Raw genomic sequence first — 19,251 nt, 5'->3', positions numbered from 1 at the left:
GAACCGGGGGCCGGAGGCCACGCTCGGTTAGACGGTGAAGGCGTTGCCTGTGGCTATTTTGGGGCGGCCCAGTGGTTCCTGTGGACGGACCGTGGTCGTGCGGTAGATCGCCGCTGTTTGTTCGGCGATCTGTTGCCAGTCGAACTCCGTGCCAAGGCGGGCTTTCGCGGCTCGGGCCCGGCGGGCGGCGCCCGCCGGGTCGGCCAGCACCGCGCGGACCGCACCGGCGATCTCGTCCACCTCGCCCGGGGTCACGGACAGGCCGGTTTCGCCGTCCACCACCAGTTCCGCCAGGCCGCCGGCCGTCGAGGCCACCAGCGGCGCGCCGGCCGCGGCCGCCTCCAGTGCCACGATGCCGAACGGTTCGTAGCGCGACGGCAGCACGACCACGTCGGCCGCCGCGAGCAGGGCCACCAGTGCCCGGTCGGACAGGTGACCCGCGAAGTCCACCGACCGGCGCACCCGCAGCTTCTTGGCTTGCTCGACCAGTGCCGCCGCCTGCCGGCCCTGCCCGGCCACCACCAGGCGCGTCCCGGGGAACGCACGCCGCACCTTCGGCAGCGCGGCCAGCAGGTCGTGGACGCCCTTCTCCCACTCCAGCCGCCCGAAGAACACCACCACCGGCGCCCCGTCCGGCGAGTGCCGGGCCCGGGCCGCACGTACGGTCGCGGGTGACGGGCGCCAGCCGCGGGGGGAGATCCCGTTGTGTATCACCGAGATCGACGACACCTCGAACAGGTGCGCCACCTCGGCACGCATCGCGGCCGAGCAGGTGATCAGCGCGTCCGCGCGGTTGGCCAGCCACCACTCCACCGAGTGGATCTGCTGGTTCAGCGGCTGCGACAGCCACCCGCTGTGCCGGCCGGCCTCCGTGGCGTGCACGGTCGCGACCAGCGGCACCGACAGGTGGTCGGCCAGCGCGATCGCCGGGTGCGTCACCAGCCAGTCGTGGGCGTGCACCACGTCCGGGCGCCAGCCGGCCAGCACGTCGAGGCCGGCGCGGATCATCCCGTGCCCCATGGCGAGCGTCCACGCCACGAGGTCCTTCTCGAACGTCAGGTGTGTCGGGTCCTCGGCGACCCGGATCACCCGCACGCCCTCGTGCACGGTGTCGGTCGTCGGGTGGGTCAGCGCGTCGGTCCCGGCGTCGTGCCGGCACAGCACCACGACCTCGTGCCCCAGCGTCGTCAGGTGCGTCGCGAGCGCGTGTACGTGCCGGCCGAGACCGCCGACCACCACCGGTGGGTACTCCCACGACAACATCAGCACCCGCATCAGACCAACAACCCCCGTGCGTCAAGTCGCCCGAACAGGCCGTCCTCGGCACGCAACGCCTCCGCGCGCGCGAACCGCGACGGGTTGCCGGCCCGCAGCATGCCGGCCAGCTCGGCGAACCGATCGCCGTGCACCTTCGCGCGGCGCAGCGCGTAGTCGGCCGCCGAGTCCTTCGTCACCATGAACGCCCAGTCGCTGGACAGCGTCAGCAACGCCTCCCGCACCAGCTGGTCCCGCACCGGGTCCCGCCACGGCACGCCGGGGACCGCCAGCAGCTCGGACTGCAGCGCGGCGCCCGCCGACACGAGGTCCGCCACCTGCTCGCCGTCCCACACCCGCCAGTCCTTGCCGGAGCCCCACGACGACGCGGGCAGCGACACCGGCGGACCGACGTGCCCCGCCTCGAGCGCGCCCCGCAACGTCGTCACCCGCACCCCGGCGGCCGGCAGCGCCCGCAGCACCGCCGACAACCACGCGGGGCCCTCGTGCCACCAGTGTCCGAACAGTTCGGTGTCGTACGCCGCCACGACAAGGCCTGGCTTCCCGTGGCGGGCCCGTAAGGACCGCAGCCGCGACACCACAGTGGACACGAAGTCCTCGGCGTGCCGGGTCACCGCCGCGGCGGCCAGCGCCGGGTCGTACGGCCGCTTCTCGTGCGGTGGCACGTGTTTTCCGGTGACCCGCGACGGTTTCAGCCCGCTCGGGTGGTCGAACGTGTGGAAGTCGCGGTACGCGGGGTCACCGGGGTAGCCGGCCTTCGGCGACCACACCCGATAGGTGACCTCCAGATCGCGGCCGAAGCACATCACGTCCGTGTCGCCCACCGGACGAGCGGCATGCGTGTCGCCGTGCAGCGCCGGTCCGTCGACCATGAAACGCCGCACCCCGGCCGCCGCGTAGTCGTGCTCCATGCCCGGCGCGTAACCACACTCCGGCGCCCAGATCCCGGCGGGCACCCGGCCGAAACGCAGCCCGGCGTCGTCGAGCCCGGCCCGCAGCGCGAAGCCACGCACGGCCGGCTGCAGCAAAGGTTGAAAAGGGTGCGTCAGCGGCCCGCCGAGCAACTCGATCACGCCATTGTCGACCAGCGGCCGCAGCAGCGGGGAGAACCCGTGCCGCCAGCGGGACTCGAACGTCTCGATGGCCTTGCCGGCCGCGCGGAACTCCGCCGCCGCGAGGTCGGACAGCAGTGGTTCCCGCCAGCGGGTGGCCGCGAACTGCGCCCGCAGCTGCCAGGTGCCGAGCCAGTCGTGGCAGGCCCGCAACGCGTACGGGTCGTCGAGCTGCGCGGCCAGCACGGGCGTCACGCCGAGCGTCAGCACGTCCCGCCGCCCCTCGGCGGCGAGCCGCTCCAGCAGCTCGATCATCGGCAGGTAGGACTGCGCCCACGCCTGGTAGAGCCATTCCTCGCCGACCGGCCATGTGCCGTGGTGGGGGAGCCAGGGGAGGTGGCTGTGCAACACAAGAGCGAACGAGCCTTCACTCGGTGCGGATGGTTCGCTCGCAAGTTCGCTCACGGGCTCACCGCCACCGCGACAATGTCCAGGCTGGACTCCAGGTCGCGCGTCGTGATGGTGAAGTCCGCCGCGGTCACCGACGTCACCGCGTCGCGCAGTTCGGCCGGCCACGGCGCGCCGGACAGCGCGACTGCCACCTGCGCGTCGATGAGCGAGCCGCCGAACTCGGTGTCCAGCGCGCACAGCCGTGGGCCGTGACGTAACCCGGCGAGGTACTCGACCTCGAAACCGGTGTCCCGCAACAGGGTGGCCAGCTCGGTAGGGGCGAGTTCCCTGGTGTGGAACGGGTTCAGCGGCGTGTCGCGGCCGGGGGAGAAGGTGATCCGGTTCGGGGTGGTGACGAGCAGGCGGCTGCCCGGTCGCAGCACGCGCAGGCACTCGCGCAGAAAGCCTTCCTGGTCCCAGAGATGCTCGATCACCTGGAAGTTCACCACGACGTCCACCATGGACGTACGGACCGGCAACGCCGCGAGGTTGGCCCTCGCCGGGGAGACCCGAGGGTAGGTCCGCGCGACGTGCCGCAGCGTCAGCGCGTCGTAGTCGAGCCCGAGCACGCCGACCGCGTCCTGGGCGAGGAGGTCGGCGCCGTAGCCCTCACCGCAGCCGGTCTCGAGCACGAAAGCGTCCACGCAGTACGACCGCAGCGCGAGATAGGCCGCTTCGTGGCGGCGGAACCAGTAGTTCTCCTCGGCGATTCCGGGCACGGTGCGCTCCCCGGTCAACGGGAGCTGCGACACTGCCGGCTCGGTCTCCATTCGCGCGAGGCTACTGCATAGTAGGAAGAACTCAGGTTGGCGAGACCGTGATCCCTACCGCTCCCGGTCCCAAGTGCACGCCGATCGTGGAGCTGACCTCGGTGAACGTGATGTCCCGGACGTCGGACACCCGGGACCGCAGCCGCGAGGCCAGCTTGTCGGCCCGCTCGGGGGCACCGAAGTGCTCGATCGCGATGTCGACCTTCCTGCCGCTCGCCCTGCGGACCGCCTGGTCGACGAGCCTGCGCAGGGCCCGCTCGGTGCCCAGCACCCGTTCCAGCGGCGTCACCTGGCCGTCCTTCATGGTGAGCAGCGGCTTCAGCGACAACGCGCTGCCGAGGAGCGCCGCCGCCGCGCCGATGCGGCCGCCTTTGCGCAGGAACTCCAGCGTGTCCACGTAGATCAGCTCGACACTGCCCTCGAGCCGGCGGGTGAGCGCGTCCATCACCCGCCGGGGCCCGCCACCGGCGCCGGCGACCCTGGCGGCGGCCAGCACCGCGAACCCCAGGCTCATGCCCGTGGTGCCGGAGTCGATGACGTGCACCGGGACCGGGCTGTGGACGGCCGCCTTCCGCGCGATCTCGCACGTCTCGGACTGCTTGCCCGAGATGTGCACGGACACCACCTCGTCGGCCCCGACCGCGGCCGCCTGCTTGTAGGCCCACTGGAACCCCGCCGGATCCGGCGGGGCCGTGGACACGTCCATGTCCCCCTCGAGCGCCCTGACCAGGTAATCCATCGGCACGTTCGGCTCCGCGGCGATGTGCTGGCCGATCTTGATCTTCGTGGGCACCACCGTGACCCCCCACTGGGCAGCCATCGCCGCGGGGATGCTCGAGGTGGAGTCAGTAACCAACCCAACACGGCCCTGCATGCAAAGAGGCTAACCAAAGACTCCATGTGGGCGTGCCCGAACGGTAACTGGATCAGTGTGTGCACTGTCACGGCATCTCGTGGGCCGGTCGGATTGCCCTTGGGCTACTGGTGAGTAACATCGAGCACACCGGACAGATGCGGGTGTTCGTCGTATTCTGCGCTCGCCGCTTAAAACCAGGAGGTCGGAGCAGACCCATGCCTAACATCGTCGTGCTGGTCAAGCAAGTGCCGGACACCTATTCGGAGCGGAAACTCTCCGCGGCCGACCACACGCTTGACCGGGAGTCGGCCGACGCGGTGCTCGACGAGATCAACGAGCGCGCCGTCGAGGAGGCGCTCGTGATCAAGGAAGCCCACGACGGCGAGGTCACGGTGCTGACCGTCGGGCCCGACCGGGCGACCGACGCGATCCGCAAGGCGCTGTCCATGGGCGCCGACAAGGCGGTGCACGTCGTCGACGACGCGTTGCACGGCTCCGACCTGATCCAGACCGCGCGCGTGCTCGCCGCCGCCATCAAGACCGTGGGTGACGTCGATCTCGTCATCGCCGGCAACGAGGCGTCGGACGGCCAGGGTGGCGCGGTGCCGGCGGTCGTCGCCGAGATCCTCGGCTACCCGCAGCTCACGCACGCCCGCAAGGTGGAGATCGACGGCGCCACCGTGAAGGTGACCCGCGAGACCGACGACGGGCTGACGCACCTCGAGGCCTCGCTGCCCGCCGTCATCAGCGTCGGCGAGAAGATCAACGAGCCGCGGTACCCGTCGTTCAAGGGCATCATGGCCGCCAAGAAGAAGCCGGTCGAGACGCTGTCCGTCGGCGATCTCGGCGTCGAGAACGTCGGGCTCGCCACCGCGTGGTCCACGGTCGTCGAGGCCGCGCCCAAGCCGCCTCGTGCCGCCGGCCAGCGGGTGGAGGACGAGGGCGACGGTGGCGTGAAGGCCGCCGAGTACCTGGTCTCGCAGAAGCTGATCTGAGGAGGATTCACCAATGGCTGAGGTTCTCGTCCTCGTCGATCACTCTGACGGCGAGGTCAAGAAGGTTACGTTCGAGCTGTTGACCGCGGCCCGCGCTCTCGGGTCGCCGTCCGCCGTCGTCGTCGGCGCCCCCGGCACCGCGGCGAAGCTGATCGAGCAGCTTGGCGCGTACGGCGCGGAGAAGGTGTACGTCGCGGAGTCGGAGGACGCCGCGAACTACCTGGTCACCCCGCAGGTCGACGTCCTGGAGTCGCTCGTCGGGTCGGTGTCCCCGGCCGCCGTGCTGGTCGCCTCGACCGCCGACGGCAGGGAGATCTCGGGCCGGCTGGCGCTGCGCGTCGGTGGCGGCCTGCTGAGCGACGTGATCGAGGTGGACGCCGAGGGGACGGTCACGAAGTCCATCTTCGGTGGCGCGTTCGTGGTGAAGGCCAAGTCCACGCAGGGCGTGCCGGTGATCGCCGTGCGCCCGGGCGGGCTGGAGGCCGTGCCGGCACAGGGTGCCGCCGCCGAGACCCCGGTCGAGGTCCCGGCCGTCGACACGGCCAAGGCCGCCCGCATCACCGGCCGCGAGCCGGTCGTCGGCGGTGACCGCCCGGAGCTGACCGAGGCGTCGGTCGTCGTGTCCGGTGGCCGCGGTGTCGGCAGCGCGGAGAGCTTCGAGGTCGTGGAGAAGCTGGCCGACGTGCTCGGTGCCGCCGTTGGCGCGTCCCGCGCGGCGGTCGACTCGGGCTACTACCCGGCGCAGTTCCAGGTGGGGCAGACCGGCAAGACCGTTTCGCCGCAGCTGTACATCGCGCTCGGTATCTCCGGCGCCATCCAGCACCGCGCGGGCATGCAGACGTCCAAGACGATCGTGGCGGTGAACAAGGACCCGGAGGCCCCGATCTTCGAGATCGCGGACTACGGCGTGGTCGGCGACCTGTTCAAGGTCGCGCCGCAGCTCACCGAGGAGATCCAGAAGCGCAAGTAGCCGCTGGAGTTGTGCGATGAAGGACGCCTTCCTCACGTCAGCCGTGAGGAAGGCGTCCTTCATCGCTTTCGGCCGGCGTTCACAGCTCTCTCAGTGAGTTCTCAGGATTGTTCACCGGGCAGCCATACACGTGTCATCGGAACAGGCACGTGCTGGTTGCCGGTCGGCGCGTACACCTGAGGCATGACGCAGGCACAGCTTCTCGTCAGCACAACAGGTGAAGGGGCCACGCCGCCCCGCTACTCGCTGCTCGTCGCCCGCGACGGCGACGAAGTCCTTGCCGCACAACGGCTCCGTCATGAGGTCTTCGCCGGTGAGATGGGGGCCACCCTCCACACCTCGACACCCGGCCTGGACGTCGACGACTTCGACGCGTACTGCGACCACCTCGTGGTGCGTGAGGACGTCTCCGGCGACATCGTCGGCTGCTACCGCATGCTCCCACCGGAACGCGCGGTCGAGGCCGGCATGCTCTACTCCGAGACCGAGTTCGACCTCCGCAACCTCGCCGCGATGAAGGCGAGCCTGGTGGAGACCGGACGTTCGTGTGTCCACCCCGACCACCGGACCGGCGCCGTCGTCAGCCTTGTCTGGGCCGGGATCGCCCGGTACATGCTCCTCTCCGGGCACTCGTGGCTCGCCGGGTGTGCCTCGGTTCCCCTGCACGACGGGGGAAGTCTCGCCGCGGGAGTGTGGGACACCGTGCGGCGCAAGCACTACGCGCCCGAGGAGTACCGGGTGCGGCCCTTGCGGCCGTGGGACACCACGAGCGTCGACGTGCCTCGGCGGACCGTGATTCCCGCTCTGCTCAAGGGATATCTCCGGCTCGGCGCCTGGGTGTGCGGGCCGCCGGCCATCGACGCCGACTTCGGGGTCGCCGACCTGTTCGTCCTGTTGGGACTGGACCGGGTCGACCGGCGCTACCTCAACTACTTCTTGGGCCAGCAATGACGAAGCACGCCTGGTGGCCCAGTTCTCCGTGCGGGCCGGGGTGCATCACCGGGCAGGAGCCGACCGTCGGGTGGCTCAGGGCGGCGCTGCGGATGGCCGCGCTCGTGGCGGTCGTGCTGCTCAGCCTGCTGTGCGTTGTCTTCCTTCCCCTCGCCGGGCGCCGGGGCCGGAACTGGCTCACCAGAGCCATCTTCCGGGGCGTGTTGCTCGCGATGGGTGTGAAGCTGGTCGCTCACGGCGCGATTCCGGGACCCGGGCGCGGCATGCTCGTCGTCAACAACCACATGTCCTGGCTGGACATCGTCGCGGTCAACGCGGTGCGGCCCATGCGGGCGGTGGCCAAGAAGGACATCGCGTCGTGGCCGGTGCTCGGGTGGCTCGTGTCGGCCGCGCGGTCGGTCTATGTCGACCGGGAGAACATCAGGTCCCTTCCCGGCACGGTCGCCGCGCTCGCCGACACCCTGCGCACCGGCTCGATGGTCAACGTCACGCCAGAAGGCACCACCTGGTGCGGACTCACCCACGGGCGTTTCCGGCCCGCGCTGTTCCAGGCCGCGATCGACGGTGGCGTGCCCGTTCTGCCGGTGGCGCTGCGGTTCCGCACGAAGAACGGTGGCCGCACCACCGCGCCGGCCTTCATCGGTGACGAGACGATCATCGACTCCGTCCGCCGGACCGCGCGCCTCCGCGGGCTCGTGCTCGAGGTGCACGTGCGGAACGAGATCGCGCCGGGACGTGCGGCCGATCGCCGTGCGCTGGCGGCACTCGCCGAGCGGGCCGTCGACGAAGTGCTCGTGCCAGCGGAAAAGCACTGGACCTCCAGCGCGGTAGAGGTTGCACGATGACTGGGTGATTCTCGAAACCGCCCAAGAGGAGAAGGCGCCGTCGGTCTGGTCCGGTGAGTACCGGGCGACCACGGTCGGCCTGCTGATGCTGATCACCATTGCCGCGTTCGAACACCTCGGGGTCAGCACGGCGATGCCGACGATGGTGGCCGAACTGGGGGGCGAGGCGCTCTACGCCTGGCCGTTCACGGCGTTCCTCGCGGCCAGCGTGATGGCCACTGTCCTCTCCGGACGGTTCTGTGACCGCCTCGGGCCCGGTCCCGCCGCCGTTGTCGGGCCCGCGTTGTTCCTCGTCGGGCTGATCACCTCCGGTGTGGCCGGGAACATGGCCACGGTGATCGCCGGGCGTGTCCTGCAGGGGCTCGGGCTCGGCACGCAGGGTGTGGCGGTCTACGTGCTCGTCGCGCTCATCTACCCGCACCGCGCCAGACCGGTCGTGTTCGGGTTGCTCGCCGCAGCGTGGGTGGTGCCGTCGCTCGTCGGACCGACCGCGGCGGGGCTCATCACCGAGCACGTCGGCTGGCGTTGGGTGTTCCTCGGCATCGCGCCGTTCGCGGTGCTCGGTGTGCTGCTCCTGGTGCCCGTCATCCGGAACCTGCCGCCGGCCGAACCGGCGTCGAGCACGCGCCGAGGGCTCCCGCTGGCGGCCGTCGCCACGGCGTTCGGCATCTCCGCGCTCACCTGGGCCGCGCAGCACCCGTCGTTCCTCAACCTCTGGCTCGGGCTCGCGGGAGTCGCCGCGCTGGTGCCCGCGATGCGGATCCTCATGCCGCGCGGCACGTTCACCGCCCGGCCCGGTCTGCCGGCGACCGTGTTGATGCGTGGGGTGTTCGCCGGCGCGTTCTTCGGCGTCGAGGCGTTCATGCCGCTCACGCTCACCGCGGTGCACGGGTTCTCACCGGCCATGGCGGGGGTGCCGCTGACCGTCGGTGCGTGCGGCTGGGCGGCCGCCTCGCACTGGCAGGGCCGCCACCCGGACATCGACCGCGTCCGGCTCATCAGGGTGGGACTGGTCACGCTGTCCGCCGCGCTCGCCGGCATGGCGCTCGTCGGCGCCGACTGGGGGCTCGCGTGGCTGACCATGCCGTTGTGGCTGGTCGCCGGCGCCGCAATGGGCCTGTCGTACCCGTCGACCAACCTGCTCGGCCTGGACTACGCCACACCACGGGACCGAGGGTTCGTCTCCTCGGCGCTCCAGGTCAACGACATGACCTTCGCGGCGCTCTCGGTCGGGCTCGGGGGAGTGATGCTGGCCACGTTGGCGTCCGCCGCCGCGCCGTCGGCCGCGATCGTGCCGCTGAACCTGCTGCTGGCAGGCCTGGCGTTGTTCGGCGCGCTGGTGTACAGGGGGTCATCGCAAGCCACGTGACCGAAAATCACCTGACCGGACTACTCTTGTCTTTTGATGACGTACCTCGACCACGCGGCCACGACACCGATGCTGCCGGAATCGGCAGCGGCGATGACCGCGATGCTGACCGACGCGCGGGCCGCTCGCGGCAACGCGTCGTCGCTGCACACCTCGGGCCGGCGCGCCCGTCGCCGGGTCGAGGAGGCACGCGAGGCCATCGCCGCCGCGCTCGGCGCGAGACCGTCCGAGGTGATTTTCACCGCCGGTGGCACCGAGAGCGACAACCTCGCCGTCAAGGGCATCTACTGGGCGCGGCGAGCCGCTGACCCGGCCCGCAAGCGTTTGCTGGTGTCGAGCGTCGAGCACCACGCGGTGCTGGACGCCGCCGAGTGGCTGGTGGAGCACGAGGGAGCCGAGCTGACGTTGCTCGAGGTCGACGCGTTCGGCCGGGTGCACGACGACACGCTGCGGGCCGCGATCGCGGAGGACCCGGCGAGCGTCGCGATGGTCAGCGTGATGTGGGCGAACAACGAGGTCGGCACGGTCAACCCGATCCGCGAGCTCGCCACGACGTGTGCCGAGCAGGGCATCCCGTTCCACACCGACGCCGTCCAGGCGGTCGGCACGCTGCCGGTCGACTTCGCCGCCTCGCGGGCGTCCGCGCTCACCCTGACCGGACACAAGCTCGGCGGCCCGTTCGGCGCCGGCGCGTTGCTGCTCGGCCGCGACGTCGCCTGCACGCCGGTCCTGCACGGCGGCGGGCAGGAACGCGAGGTCCGGTCCGGCACGCTCGACGTGGCGGCGATCGTGGCCCTGGCGGCCGCGGTCCGTGAGGCCGTCGCCGCGCAGCCAACCGAGGCCGAGCGGGTCGCGGCGCTGCGGGACGAGCTGGTGGCGGTGGTCACGGAGGTCGTGCCGAACGCCGTGCTGAACGGCGATCCCGGTCAGTCCGATATGGACGGCGGGCCGTCGCGCCTGCCCGGCAACGCGCACTTCACGTTCCCCGGCTGCGCGGGCGACAGCCTGCTGATGCTGCTGGACGCGAAGGGCATCGAGTGCTCGACGGGTTCCGCGTGCACGGCCGGGGTGGCGCAGCCGAGCCACGTGCTGCTGGCCATGGACGTCGAGCCGGACCAGGCACGCAGCTCGCTGCGGTTCTCACTCGGCCACACGTCGACCGACGCGGACGTGCGGGCGCTGGCCGAGGCCATCGGGCCTGTCGTCGAACGCGCGCGCAGGGCCGGCCTGGTGAACATGCGTAGGGCAGCGAAGGTGGAAATTTCGTGAGACACCCAACCTCCGGAACCGTCACCTCAGGGGAACGTGACGCAAGCCAGCCACAAGTACGTGACCGAGCCGAACGCTCGCTGCCCAAGGTGACCAACAGGGTTAATTCCGGGGAGGCGGAACTGTGAGGGTTTTGGCCGCCATGTCCGGTGGCGTCGACTCCGCCGTGGCCGCGGCACGGGCGGTCGACGCTGGTCACGACGTTACCGGCGTGCATCTCGCGCTCTCGGCCAAGCCGGGCACGCTGCGCACCGGCGCCCGTGGCTGCTGCACGGTCGAGGACGCGCACGACGCCCGCCGCGTCGCCGACATCCTCGGCATCCCCTTCTACGTCTGGGACTTCGCGGAGCGGTTCACCGAGGACGTGGTCGACGACTTCGTCGCCGAGTACGCCGCGGGCCGCACCCCCAACCCGTGCCTGAAGTGCAACGAGCGCATCAAGTTCGCGGCGTTGCTCGACAAGGCCGTCGCGCTCGGCTTCGACGCCGTGGCCACCGGGCACTACGCCCGATTGTCTCTTGTGGATGGACGGCCGGAGCTGCGGCGCAGCGCCGACGACGGCAAGGACCAGTCGTACGTGCTGGCGTCGCTGCGCGAGGACCAGCTGCGGCACGCCATGTTCCCGCTCGGCGGTTCGGTGAAGTCCGCGGTGCGTGCCGAGGCGACCGAGCGTGGTCTGGCCGTGGCCGACAAACCGGACAGTCACGACATCTGCTTCATCCCCGACGGTGACACGCGGGGATTCCTCACCAAGCACCTCGGTGAGCGCCCTGGTGCGCTCGTCGACGCCGAGACGGGCGCCGTGCTCGGTGCCCACGCGGGCGTGCACGGCTTCACGGTCGGGCAGCGACACGGGCTTGGCCTGCGGGTTCCGGCCGCCGACGGCCGCCCACGCTACGTGCTGTCACTGGAGCCGGTGAGCGGAAACGTGCGGGTGGGCAGTGCGGAGAGGCTGGCCGTACGCGAGATCGTGGGTGCCGCGCCGACCTGGCCTTCTGGCGCCGCGCCTGCCGACGGTGTGCGCTGCGTGGCGCAGGTCCGTGCCCACGGCGGCACCGCACCGGCTGTTGCGTCCACTGTGGACGGACAGCTGATGGTCCGCCTCGACGACGAGCTGCGCGGCGTGGCACCAGGACAGGCCGTTGTGCTCTACCGCGAGGACCCGGACGGTGATGTGGTGCTCGGGAGCGCCACCATCGTGTCGACAGGTAGCTGAACCGGGTTCCATCGCTGCCTGACCGTTACGCCACGGTATGGATCATCGACTAATGGGGTGCGCGAAACAGCCACTCGTCAGGAGTTGATTCATGACCAGCGCGTACCCGAACGGCGACAGCGCCCGGGACAGCCAGGATGTCAGCCAGCCTAAGCAGAGCCTGTTCCCCGACGCGATCGCCATTCCGCCCGAGGTGCTCGCGCGCCACCGCGCCCTCGTGCTCGACCCCGCGACGGCCGCCAGGACGAAGCGCGGGAACAGACCGATCTCCACCGTGTACCGTGCCGACTCCATGCTCATCCCGTTACGCGAGGTCCAGTCGCTCGTGCCTCGCCCGGGCCAGGTGAGCCGAAGCGAGATCAACAACGAGCTCGCCAAGATCGGCCTCCAGCTCCGGCCCCGCCCCGAACAGGAAGTGATCGACGGTGCGCCGCCGGAGCTCGGCGTTTCGGTGCCGCTGGTGCGCCTGGAGGACGCGCCGGCTGACCGGGCACCCGACCCGTGGACGGCGCTGGTGGCCCTCCGTGACGCCTTCGGCGACCGGGTCAAGCACTTCGGCCTCGACCACCTGGTGTTGTCGGCGTCGGTGGCGGTCGAGGGCGCACCCGTGAGCCACGGCGGCATGGTGGGCGGCACTCCGGTGTCGCACGGCGGCAGCGTCGGCGGTGGCACCGTCGCCCTGCACACCGGCAGCCGTAACCCGGTCGCCCTGCTCATGCCCCAGCCGCCCCGCCCAGCGAAGGTTCCCGCAGGCCGGCGTCCCGTCGTCGCCGTGCTCGACACCGGCATCGGCCCGCACCCGTGGTGGTCGAAGCACCGGCCGGGCGACCCGATCATCGAGGTGTCGCAGGAGTTCCAGGACCTGCTCGCCGCGCAGGAAGGCCAGCAGCAGAACCCGACCGAGCTGGGCCCGCTCAACCATCCGGAGGACGTGCCGAACGAGATCCAGCCGCTGCTGGGTCTGATCGACTCGCACGCCGGCCACGGCACCTTCGTCGCCGGGCTGGTGCACCAGATGTGCCCGGCCGCGAAGATCCTTTCGCTGCGGGTGCTGCACACCGACGGGTTCTCCACCGAGGGCTCGCTGCTGCTCGCCCTGCACTGGCTGGCGAAGCGGGTCGAGTCCGGCGACCCCGACGAGATGGTCGACATCGTGTCGCTGTCGCTGGGGTTCTACCCGGAGACCACCGACCCGGAGAAGGTCCTGCAGGTGAAGGCCGCCATCGAACGGCTGACCAGCCTGGGTGTGCTGGTGGTGGCCGCCGCCGGCAACGACGCCACCACCCGGCCCTTCATGCCGGCCGCGTTCGGTCACGGCACCGGCAGCGCGGCGAGTGGCGTCGAACTGCTGAGTGGTGTGGGCGCCCGCAACGCGCCCGGCCACACCACCGCCGCGTTCAGCAACTGGGGGGAGTGGATCAGCCGGTGGGCGCCGGGTGACGCACTCGTCAGCACCGTGCCGGTGTGGGACGGCGCGGCGCTCGGTGGAATTCGGTACCCGGACGGGGGCGGTCTCGGACCGTGGATGCGCAGCGCACCCGATCCCGACGACCTCCGGTCGGGATTCGCCGTCTGGGCGGGCACGTCGTTCGCGACGCCTGTGGTGTCCGGTCTGCTCGCGCAGGCGTTGGCCGAGGACACGACGGCCAAGACCGACATGGTCGGCCGGGCCAAACGGGCGTTGATCGCGACGGACGCCGAATTGGCGCGTCGTTACTGGCAATGAGTGGTTCCGGACGACACGCCCGGTCCAGTCTTCTAGTGTTGCGGCATGGCGAGCTTGCCTAGCGGTTCTCGGCGAGCCCGCCATGCCGAGGTTCTCGCGAAAGTCACCGAGTTACACCAGCGTGCGCGTGAGGCCGGGTGGGCCTACCGGTTCGGGCGAGCGGTCGTCCTGCTGGGCAAGGCGTTGCGGCTACTGGACACCGCGTTGCCGGAGTCGCGGCAGGCCGTGGTCCTGCGGATCCGCATCCTCGTCAGCCTTGGTTACACGCAGGCCGAGTCGGGGTCGCTCGCCGACGGGCTCGCCCGGCTCGACGAGGCCGCCACGCACCTGGACGCGCTGCCGCCCGGCCCGCGCCGGGCGGAGCTCGACGCGCTGGTGCTGAACAACCGTGGGCTGTTGCTGCACCGTGCCGGCCAGATCGTCGAGGGCATCGAGCTGTTCGACGCGGCGGTCGAGCGGCTCACCGAGCAGGACCGCATCGCCGACCCTGCGTTGCTGGCCGGCATTCATCTCAACCGAGGCCACGCCTACATCGACCTGTCCCAGGTCGTGCGCTCCGCGCGGGACTTCGAGCGGTGCCTGGAACTGTGCGCCGAACACGGCATGGACCTGGTCGCCGACAAGGCCCGGCACAACCTGGGGTACGTGGCGTACCTGACGGGCGACCTGCCGACCGCGCTGCGGCACTACACGCAGGTGGAACGCAGCTACCAGGTCAGCACGCCGGGGTTGCTGCCCGCGTTACGGCTGGACCAGGCCCGTGCGCTGCTGTCCGCCGGCCTCGCGACGGACGCGGCACGGCACCTGGACGACGTGATCCCGCGGCTGCGGGCGCAGCGGGCGGGCCAGGACCTGGCCGAGGCCGAGGTGACACGGGCGGCCGCCGCACTGCTGGACGGCCGGGTCACCGAGGCCCGCCGCCTCGCCCGGTCCGCGGAACGCAGGTTCACACAACGCGGCAACACCCGGTGGGCGGCGGTCGCCGCGCTGGCCGCCCTGCGTGCGGAGACCGCGGCCGCGCTGGCGGCACCCCGCATCCCGCGCCGCTTGCCGGAGCACGCGGTGAAGCTCGCCGACATGCTCCGTGCGCTGTTGCTGGAGGACGAGACCGGGCTGGCGCTGATGCTGGCCGTGCGGCTGGAGCTGCGCCGTGGTGACCCGGCCGCCGCGGAGTTACTGCTCGACCAGCTGCCCCGGCAACGCTCGACGACTCCGCTGGACCACCGGATGCTGCTGCGCCTGTGCCGCGCCGAACTGGCCGTGGCCCGCGGCGACCGGCGGCGCGCGCTCACCGAGGCACGCTCCGGCCTGGTGGAGCTGGGGAGGGCGCGGGACCGGATGGGTGGGCTGGAGCTGGTGTGTGGCACCGCGATCCACGGCCAGCAACTCGGCGACCTGGCGGTGCGCCTGGTGCTGGACGGCCCGCACCGCGACGCACGGCGGCTGTTCGGCTGGCTGGAACGCACGCGTGCGCAGGTGTACCGGTACGAGCCGCTGCCGACGATCGACGACCCGGTCCTCGCCGAGCACGTCTCGTCACTGCGGTCGCTGCGGCGCGCGGCACAGCAGGCACGGCTCGCCGGCCGGGTGCCGCGCCGCGAGGAGAAACAGATCGTCGCGCTGGAACGGGAAGTGCTGCGACAGGGCTGGTACGCCACCCCGTGGGGACGACCCCGGCCGGTCGCGTCGCTGGCGGCCGTGGGTACCGCGTTGGGCCGTCGCGCGCTGGTCACGTTCGCGGTGTCCGGCGACGAGCTGGTGGCGGTGGTCGTGGTGGACGCTCGCGCACGCCTGGTCCGACTCGAGTCGGCGACGGAGACGTTCGAATGGGTGAAGCGCCTGCACGCCGACCTCGACACGTACGCGCCGAACGGGTTGCCGCCGCCCATCGCCACCGTGGTCGGCGGCTCGGCCCGGCGCAGCGCGGACGTCGTCGACGAGCGGCTGGTCACGCCGCTCGCGCCGGTCATCGGTGACCGCGAGCTGGTGATCGTGCCGACCGGCCCGCTGTACGCCGTGCCGTGGGGAAGCCTCCCGTCGCTGCGCGGCCGTCCGGTGGTGGTGGCCCCGTCGGCCACGGCGTGGCTGACCGCGGACCTGGCCGACGACTCGTCCGGCCACGTCGTGCTGGCCCGCGGCCCCCGCCTACGGGAGACGATCGCGGAGGAGCAGACGCTGACCCGGACCTACCCGTCCGCGACGCTCCTGCCGGCGGCGTCGGTCAACGAGGTACTCGCGGCCCTCGACGGCGCGTCCGTCGCCCACCTGGCCGCACACGGCGAACACGAGCCGACGAACGCCATGTTCTCCCGGCTGGAACTGGCGGACGGGCCGCTGTTCGCCTACGAGCTGGCCCGCCTCGCACACCCACCCCGGCACGTCGTGCTGGCGGCCTGCGAACTGGCCATGCACCACATCCGCCCGGGCGACGAGGCCCTGGGCTTCGCAGGCGCCCTCCTGGCGAGCGGGGTACGCACCGTGGTGGCCGCGAACAGCCGAGTGGGCGACGCGTCAGCCGCCGCCACGATGGTGGAGTACCACCAGCGCGTCGCCGCGGGGGAACGCCCGGCAGCGGCCCTGGCAGCAGCGGTGGCGACGGATCCCTTACGCCGCCCGTTCATCTGCCTGGGGGCGGGTTGACCGGCTCGCCGCCCGGTGGTGGCCGACGTCTCGAAGGTGCCCTGGCGTGTTCACGCTGCGGGTGATGTCATGAAAGACGCGCTCGTGTCGTTGAACGTCCCCACCGCGTCTTTCATGACACCGGCCAAGTCCCAAAAGCGTCCTTCGCGGCGCCCGCGAAGCGGGCCTGACCAGGCCCGCTCCTCCCGCGAGGTACGACACCCGACAAGATCATCGGTGGATCGCGGCTGATCGAGGCTGAACGTCCCGAGGGTGCCCTTCAGGTCATCCGGGAACGGGCCCGGCCCGCGCGGCGGGGCCACCCGAGCCGCACCGTAAGGCGCGCCGATCGCGCGGGCGAAAACCTCGCAGCAAGATCATCGGTGGAGGCGGGCAAAACGTACCCTGATCTTTGCCTATCTGGCCTTAACGCGGGCTGGCCAGCCACTATGCTCCCCGCATGACCGAGCTGTTGTTGGTGCTGATCCTGCTCGCCGTGGTCGCGGTCGGGGTGGTGCTGTACCTTCGCTCGCGCCAGCGTAGGACGCCGGTCGACGCGGGGCCGGGGAAGCCGGTCGACCCGTTGGCCGACCACCAGGGTGTCACCGACATCCGGACGGTCCGGGCCGGCGACATGATCGACTATGGCGACCAGCTGTACTTCGTGCGTGGTTCGCTTCGGCTCACCGAGGGTGGCTACTCCTGGTCGGAGCACTTCCTCGACGACGCGCGCGGCAGCCGGGTCTGGGTGTCCGTCGAGGAGGACCCGGATCTGGAAGTGGTGTTGTGGCGGGAGACCGACGAGGTCACCGAGCCCGGCGGCAAGACCATGGAGCTCGGCGGCGTCACCTACCGCAGGGAAGAGGACGGCACCGCCAGCTACACGTCCGAGGGCACGACCACCCTCGCCGAGCGCGGGCGCGTCGAGTACGTGGACTACGAGGGCCCCGAAGGCAAGGCACTCAGTTTCGAGCGTTTCGACGGCGGCAAGTGGGAGGCCGGGCTCGGGGAGTCCGTCGCGCTGCCCGCGTTGCGGGTGTACCCGGCCGGTAGTGATCGCACGTGAGGGCTCGTATCGACACCCGGTTCGCCGACTCTCGTGCCGCGGACCTCAGTCTGGCCTACGGGCTGCGACCGTTACCCGCGCTTGGCACCCATCGGGTGACGCTTGGGGGAATGACATTGGAGCTTCGCGTGCTCGGCGCGTCACACCAGGTCCTGTTGGGGGACTGGTCGGAGACGGTGGCGTGCCTGCCCGACCGGCCCGGTGACCTGCCGGCGCGGGAGGAGCGGACCGTGGGCGACCACGTCGTGCGGTTCGCGGCGTCGTGTGACCGTCCCGCCGACTTCGCGTCAACAGTGGCCCGCATCGTCGCCGAGTGCGAGGCCGACCCGCACGCGCTGGTGGCCGAGTTCCCCGGTTCGCCGCTGGCGGTGACCGCGTTGTCCGCGTGGGAGGCAGAGGGCGGCGTGTCCTGGCAGACGTGGCACGCCTACCCGCAGGTCGGCGAGTTGGTCTGGACCTCCAGCGTGGTGAGTCCGCGATGATGCGCTTACGCACCAAGCTTCTCGTCGCCGGTGCGATCGGCGGCGTCGGCCTGATCGTGCTGCTGTTCGCGATCTTCGGCGGCGGTGGCGTCCGGTCCTATCTGGACGACAACTACCGCCGGCAGTCCGCGAGCGGTGACTCGATCGTCTACACGTCGTCGGCGAAGCCGAAGGCGGTGTACGAGCAGATCCGCTCCGCCCGCCCACCAGCCGACACGAGGTTCGACCCGAGCGGCTACTTCCTGCGCTACTCCGACGACATCGTCGCGATCACGGCCGACGGCAGCGGCTCCCGGATCTACGTGGACGACGAGCGCCGCGGCTACGTCCACTGGCTGCCGTTCGTCGGCGGCGTGTGGGGTTCCGGCGGCTCTGGCGAGAACTTCCGCGGCGGAGGCCCGGGAGGCGGCAAGTGAGAGCATTCGTGCCGCTCGCGCTGGCCACCGCGCTGCTGTTCGCGGCGCCCGCGGCGGCGTCCGCGGACGTGATCTTCGACCAGGCCGACGCCGACGACCTGGCCGCCACGCTCGCGGAGGCGACCGAGGCGCAGGGCGTCTGCTACGGCTGGAACGTCACCGTGAGCGACCCGGTGGCCGGCCCCAGCGAGAGCATCGGCTCGAACGTCGGCGCCGGCAGGCCGATCAGCAACGACTGCGCGGAGACGGTCGAGTTCACCGCGTCCATCATCTACACGAGCGAGTCGTCGGAGTCGGAGGACTCGGCGACCTACGACGTGATCAGTTCGCCGGGCGGCCCCGACCGCACCGACTTCGACGCACTCGGCATCGACATGGACGGCCTCACCGGCGAGGACCCCGACGTGGTGATCGGCAACGCGGTGACCGCCCTGCCGCTGCTCGCCGCCGACACGGGCCTGGCCCAGCCGATCGCGGCGAGCCCGGAAACCGGCACCGCGCCGGCCGACGCGCAGTTGACCGACGACCCCGGCTCGGACTGGTGGCGCCAGAGCGGCGGGATGGTGCTGTGGGGCCTCGCCCTGATGGTGGCGGGTGCCTTGTTCGCCTGGTGGATCGTGATGATCAACCGCAGGCGCGTGGCGGCCGAGCAGGCCGCGCTCGAGCGGGCGGAGCGGGAGGCCGAACAGAAGCGGCGCCAGCGGGGACGACGCGGTCGTCCGGCAGCGCGAGAGTCCGCCCCGCCGGACCTGACCCCGCCGACACAGCCGGTCCCGGCGCAGACCAGTCCACTGTCGACGGGCGAGCCCGCCGTGCCCGAGGAACAAGCCGGCGAGGAGCCCACCGCGGAGGAAGAGCCGGCCGCGTCACCGTCCGAAGAGGACACCAAGCCATCTGTCCAGAAGGATAAGGAGTAACCCCAGC

General features: G+C 71.3%; 17 protein-coding genes. 13 read left to right on the top strand and 4 right to left on the bottom strand.

What is annotated here, in order from left to right:
• Window positions 1-27: 27 nt before the first annotated feature.
• The 4 genes from VF106_RS15440 to VF106_RS15425 are packed head-to-tail and all read right to left on the bottom strand — an operon-like array spanning window position 28 to window position 4,367.
• Window positions 28-1,275, bottom strand: coding sequence for a glycosyltransferase family 4 protein (locus VF106_RS15440; protein WP_330840387.1), 1,248 nt, complete (start codon window positions 1,273-1,275; stop codon window positions 28-30).
• Window positions 1,275-2,792, bottom strand: coding sequence for a 1,4-alpha-glucan branching protein domain-containing protein (locus VF106_RS15435; RefSeq protein ID WP_330840386.1), 1,518 nt, complete (start codon window positions 2,790-2,792; stop codon window positions 1,275-1,277). Before VF106_RS15435 ends, VF106_RS15440 begins: the two co-directional genes overlap by 1 nt.
• Window positions 2,789-3,547: a class I SAM-dependent methyltransferase gene (locus VF106_RS15430; protein ID WP_330840385.1), complete on the bottom strand. Its 759-nt coding sequence runs from the start codon at window positions 3,545-3,547 to the stop codon at window positions 2,789-2,791. The genes VF106_RS15435 and VF106_RS15430 overlap by 4 nt, the downstream gene beginning before the upstream one ends.
• A 31-nt stretch (window positions 3,548-3,578) precedes the next feature.
• Window positions 3,579-4,367, bottom strand: a complete 789-nt coding sequence (locus tag VF106_RS15425; RefSeq protein ID WP_414638972.1) for a DegV family protein — start codon at window positions 4,365-4,367, stop codon at window positions 3,579-3,581.
• 251 nt (window positions 4,368-4,618) lie between these two features.
• On the opposite strand from VF106_RS15425, the gene VF106_RS15420 reads away from it, so the two are divergent.
• The 13 genes from VF106_RS15420 (at window position 4,619) to VF106_RS15360 (ending at window position 19,244) form a co-directional block, all read left to right on the top strand.
• Window positions 4,619-5,398 carry an electron transfer flavoprotein subunit beta/FixA family protein gene (locus VF106_RS15420; RefSeq protein WP_330840383.1) on the top strand — a complete coding sequence of 260 codons (780 nt, stop codon included), beginning with the start codon at window positions 4,619-4,621 and terminating at the stop codon, window positions 5,396-5,398.
• A gap of 13 nt (window positions 5,399-5,411) precedes the next feature.
• Entirely contained in the window at window positions 5,412-6,368 is a 957-nt protein-coding gene (locus tag VF106_RS15415; protein WP_330840382.1) for an electron transfer flavoprotein subunit alpha/FixB family protein, read from the top strand.
• Between the two features lie 183 nt (window positions 6,369-6,551).
• On the top strand, window positions 6,552-7,319 hold the full coding sequence (locus VF106_RS15410; protein WP_330840381.1) for a GNAT family N-acetyltransferase: 768 nt from the start codon (window positions 6,552-6,554) through the stop codon (window positions 7,317-7,319).
• Complete coding sequence (locus VF106_RS15405; RefSeq protein WP_330840380.1) at window positions 7,316-8,164, top strand: lysophospholipid acyltransferase family protein; 849 nt, start codon at window positions 7,316-7,318, stop codon at window positions 8,162-8,164. The genes VF106_RS15410 and VF106_RS15405 overlap by 4 nt, the downstream gene beginning before the upstream one ends.
• 4 nt (window positions 8,165-8,168) lie before the next feature.
• Window positions 8,169-9,533 (top strand): MFS transporter, encoded by a 1,365-nt coding sequence (locus VF106_RS15400; protein ID WP_330840378.1) that lies wholly within the window; start codon window positions 8,169-8,171, stop codon window positions 9,531-9,533.
• 36 nt (window positions 9,534-9,569) lie between these two features.
• Window positions 9,570-10,802, top strand: coding sequence for a cysteine desulfurase family protein (locus tag VF106_RS15395; protein WP_330840377.1), 1,233 nt, complete (start codon window positions 9,570-9,572; stop codon window positions 10,800-10,802).
• Window positions 10,803-10,926: 124 nt separating this feature from the next.
• Window positions 10,927-12,018 carry a tRNA 2-thiouridine(34) synthase MnmA gene (mnmA, locus tag VF106_RS15390; protein WP_330840376.1) on the top strand — a complete coding sequence of 364 codons (1,092 nt, stop codon included), beginning with the start codon at window positions 10,927-10,929 and terminating at the stop codon, window positions 12,016-12,018.
• Between the two features lie 91 nt (window positions 12,019-12,109).
• Window positions 12,110-13,744 (top strand): S8 family peptidase, encoded by a 1,635-nt coding sequence (locus VF106_RS15385; protein WP_330840375.1) that lies wholly within the window; start codon window positions 12,110-12,112, stop codon window positions 13,742-13,744.
• Window positions 13,745-13,789: 45 nt separating this feature from the next.
• Window positions 13,790-16,384: a CHAT domain-containing protein gene (locus tag VF106_RS15380; RefSeq protein ID WP_330840374.1), complete on the top strand. Its 2,595-nt coding sequence runs from the start codon at window positions 13,790-13,792 to the stop codon at window positions 16,382-16,384.
• A 439-nt stretch (window positions 16,385-16,823) separates the two neighbouring features.
• Window positions 16,824-17,429, top strand: coding sequence for a DUF4178 domain-containing protein (locus tag VF106_RS15375; RefSeq protein ID WP_330840373.1), 606 nt, complete (start codon window positions 16,824-16,826; stop codon window positions 17,427-17,429).
• Window positions 17,426-17,911, top strand: a complete 486-nt coding sequence (locus tag VF106_RS15370; RefSeq protein ID WP_330840372.1) for a DUF2617 family protein — start codon at window positions 17,426-17,428, stop codon at window positions 17,909-17,911. The genes VF106_RS15375 and VF106_RS15370 overlap by 4 nt, the downstream gene beginning before the upstream one ends.
• Window positions 17,908-18,327 carry a DUF4247 domain-containing protein gene (locus VF106_RS15365; protein WP_330840371.1) on the top strand — a complete coding sequence of 140 codons (420 nt, stop codon included), beginning with the start codon at window positions 17,908-17,910 and terminating at the stop codon, window positions 18,325-18,327. The genes VF106_RS15370 and VF106_RS15365 overlap by 4 nt, the downstream gene beginning before the upstream one ends.
• A complete protein-coding gene (locus VF106_RS15360) occupies window positions 18,324-19,244 on the top strand; it encodes a hypothetical protein (RefSeq protein ID WP_330840370.1) in 921 nt (306 codons plus the stop codon). The genes VF106_RS15365 and VF106_RS15360 overlap by 4 nt, the downstream gene beginning before the upstream one ends.
• The last annotated feature ends 7 nt before the right edge of the window (window positions 19,245-19,251 follow it).

It is taken from the genome of Actinophytocola sp. (genome assembly GCF_036378875.1).
Lineage (GTDB): Bacteria > Actinomycetota > Actinomycetes > Mycobacteriales > Pseudonocardiaceae > Actinophytocola.
Note: the sequence above shows the minus strand (reverse complement) of the source record. Positions and strands in the feature narration are given on the sequence as shown.